Source organism: Bacteroidales bacterium (assembly GCA_021157585.1).
Lineage (GTDB): Bacteria > Bacteroidota > Bacteroidia > Bacteroidales > UBA12170 > UBA12170.
The window spans coordinates 1-3,197 of record JAGGWH010000140.1 but is presented as its reverse complement, the minus strand read 5'-3'; the positions used below and the strand labels follow the sequence as shown (position 1 = coordinate 3,197).

Genomic DNA, 3,197 nt, shown 5'->3' with positions numbered 1-3,197 from the left:
TTATATGAAAGTCCTTTTTTGGTTATGTTGTATACAGTATTCCATTTATCAAGAAAGTAATTGTATACAAACCGCGAGCAGCCTATTGTTTTATTAATCAATACGACTTGCTCTTTTGCCGGATACAATCTGAATCTGAAGGCTTTTTTCTGCAGCATTTCAATCATTTCACTTTCTGGGCATTATTTGTTCCCGTAGCAGCTAATTTATGTATTAGCTACACTTTCATATATATTTTACAGTAATTACGGTGCCATTTAGGGTACTAAACCTGCGATTTTAAGTCGAGTAGGATAAACGCATCAATTTCTGACTAAAACCTATTGACTATATTGAAACAGTGGATTTTAGTCCTTTTTTGCGGTATAATGTATTACATAGTATGTAATACATTTGAAAGGATTAATTTTATGTCAAATTATCCTGGTTGGGTTCTGAAAAACAAGAGCAAAGGCACTTATATAAATAAAGTTGGTGATAAATATTATCTTTATGCTGCTCATTCTGAACGCATAAAAGGAACTAATAAGGTCCGTAGAGTAAGCGATGGTTATCTTGGACGAATTACTGAAAATGAAGGGCTTATTCCTTCAAGAGATAAAGTGGAAAATTCAGTTATCACTTACGAATTTGGTTTTTCTTATGCAATCCTCTGTTGTACTACCAAAATCCATTTAGGTCTTCGGAAATCCTTTGTAAAAAATGGCGACTTAGTTTATGTCTGTTCCATTCTCCAGTACATTTACGGTTTTTATGATAATGAAATTTTTAAGCGTTCCTATTTATCTTTTCATTTTAGTAATCTGATTATTACTAACCAATTCACCGATGCACAGATTACAGGCGTAGAACGTGGCGTTCGAATGATTAAAGATAATGTTTTAAAATATTATGCTGATGATTTTCTGAAAATAAAAGCTTATTGTTCTTCTGTTACGCTCATTCGCATTAATAAAAAACTGTATCGTTCCGAAATCTCTGAATCATTACTAGCTCTTTCAACCAAATATTCAATCATATGGGAGGATGCATTATGGCTAAAATAAACCGCTTTATTATGGCGTATAAAGACGCTATTGTTACAAATGGACTACCTCCTACCGGAGGAATTCCATCAAAAAAAGTGTTGCGACGCTTTTTGAAATTATTTCAAAAAGTAGATGATTCAAGGCTTAACGGTATGATTGACTATCCTCTTGAAGAGATTATTTTAATTACATTTCTTGCAGTACTAGGAAATGCATCAACTTGGGTTGAAATTGCACTATTTGCTGAAAAGAAAAAAAGATGGTTAAAAAAGTTTATGAAACTAAATAACGGAGTTCCTTCCCATGATACCTTTCGCAGAGTATTCTCTCTAATTGATACGGATCAATTGCAAGAAGCAACCATCGCCTTTCTTCTTGCAAATCTGGCTGCTATAAAAAAATCATTGGGCATCAAAGATGATGGCTTACGTCAAATCTGTGTTGATGGAAAGGAACAAAGGGGTACCGGTAGAAAATACAATTATGATGAAAAAATACGTAATTTACAGACGCTTCACGTCTATGATGCTTCCAACGAAATATGTCTCTATTCAAAGGTAATCAATAAAAAAACGAACGAAATCCCTGTTGCTCAGGAAATTTTAAAATCAATGAATTTAAAGAAATGCATCGTAACCTTTGACGCATTGCATACACAAAGGAAAACGATCAATACTATCATACAACAAAAAGGTGATTATGTAGGTGGTTTAAAAGGAAATCAAGGAGTCCTTAAGCAAGAAGCAGAAAGCATATTTACACCTGAGATACTGACATCAATCCGTAATACAGATGCATATTATACTACCTCGGAAAAATCTCATAACAAGTTGGAAGTTCGACGTTTCTATCTAGCTAAAGCCCACCATCGTTTTAATGGAGTGGTTGAATGGCAGAATTTACGCAACTTCATCTGTTATGAGAAATACACTTGTGATGTAATCAATGGCTCAGAATCAACTGAAACACGATACTACATAACTAGCTTAAAAGATGTTGAAATTTCTGCTCAAGCCATTCGTGGGCATTGGGGTATTGAAAATAATCTTCATTGGCATCTTGACTACAGTTTTATGGAAGACATGAATACAACTATTGATAAAAAAGCTTTTAACAACTTCAGCTTGATTAACAAAATGGCCCTTTCTCTTTGCAAACTTGCTCAACCTGTCATGGGAAACAAAAGTATACGTGTAATACGCAAAGAATTTGCTTGGGAATATGAAGATACGCTCGCTGAATTTCTCTCTTATTTTGACACCGATGCAATATTTAATGCTTTAGAAATGAAGAAAAAGTAAATACTAATGATAAAGCCTTTAATATCGAGGGTTTTATTAAATTACTACAAATTTCATCCAAAAATTCCAGTAACCAATCTTGCACTAAATGCACATAGTTTCTGGTTTTTTTATTGTTCTAATTTAACATTGATGCGTTTGTCCTAGGCTATATTCATATTGGATGGGATAGAGTTTCTTGGGCACTTCTTTCTTGTACACACTGGTTCGGTTCATTCCAAGTAGATTACACTACCGGAGCTATCTTGTTTTCCGTTGCAATCTGGCTGATTGTTCTTTCTTCCCTGAGAGCTTATATAACTAGATTCGTTTTAAATTCTGGGCTGTACTTATTTCGTTTTTCCATAATTCTATTATAACTTAGTTTTTAATCCTGTGTCTCAGGTCAAGGTTCAGTATAAAATTCTATATATTATTTTAAGAAACTCGACAATGATGTTGATTGTATTTTTAGTGTATCCATATTTGAAGACTTCTATAATTATTATGTATTACCGACTAAAGTCTGCTAAGTAGGAGAAAATTTCAGAATTTATATCTGGTGAAAAGAGAAAAGAAACTCTGAGGGTTAGTAGGGTAAAACGATTTAAAACAAAAGCCGAGAAGTCTCCCACCCAACGATGTTCTTTGCTCTCTTTGTGATGTCTTATTTTCTACATAAACCTTTTTACAAGAATATCTTCTTTTACTATTGACTTTTTATTGCAGGCTAAGCTTCATTACTCATGATAGTGAGAGCGAAGGTGTGAGATAAATCGGTGAATATTTTCCTGAAAAAAATATGTGTTTTGGTCATAGTACTGATAATGATGTGGGATGTGGACAACAATAATCATTTTGTATTCATAGTGAACATGAAGCAGATTCA

Annotated in this window: 3 protein-coding genes; 2 read left to right on the top strand and 1 reads right to left on the bottom strand. The window is 33.5% G+C overall.

Going from position 1 to position 3,197, the window contains the following annotated elements; translation table 11 throughout:
- The coding region (locus J7K39_09675; protein ID MCD6180157.1) for a helix-turn-helix domain-containing protein at positions 1-167 on the bottom strand (167 nt) is incomplete at its 3' end.
- Positions 168-410: 243 nt separating this feature from the next.
- On the opposite strand from J7K39_09675, the gene J7K39_09670 reads away from it, so the two are divergent.
- Positions 411-1,046 (top strand): hypothetical protein, encoded by a 636-nt coding sequence (locus tag J7K39_09670; GenBank protein ID MCD6180156.1) that lies wholly within the window; start codon positions 411-413, stop codon positions 1,044-1,046.
- Positions 1,047-1,057: 11 nt separating this feature from the next.
- Complete coding sequence (locus tag J7K39_09665) at positions 1,058-2,329, top strand: ISAs1 family transposase (GenBank protein MCD6180155.1); 1,272 nt, start codon at positions 1,058-1,060, stop codon at positions 2,327-2,329.
- The last annotated feature ends 868 nt before the right edge of the window (positions 2,330-3,197 follow it).

Excerpts from the sequence above, each read along its gene's own strand:
- J7K39_09670 (MCD6180156.1), top strand. The coding sequence starts at position 411 with ATGTCAAATTATCCTGGTTGGGTTCTGAAAAACAAGAGCAAAGGCACT.
- J7K39_09665 (MCD6180155.1), top strand. The coding sequence starts at position 1,058 with ATGGCGTATAAAGACGCTATTGTTACAAATGGACTACCTCCTACCGGA.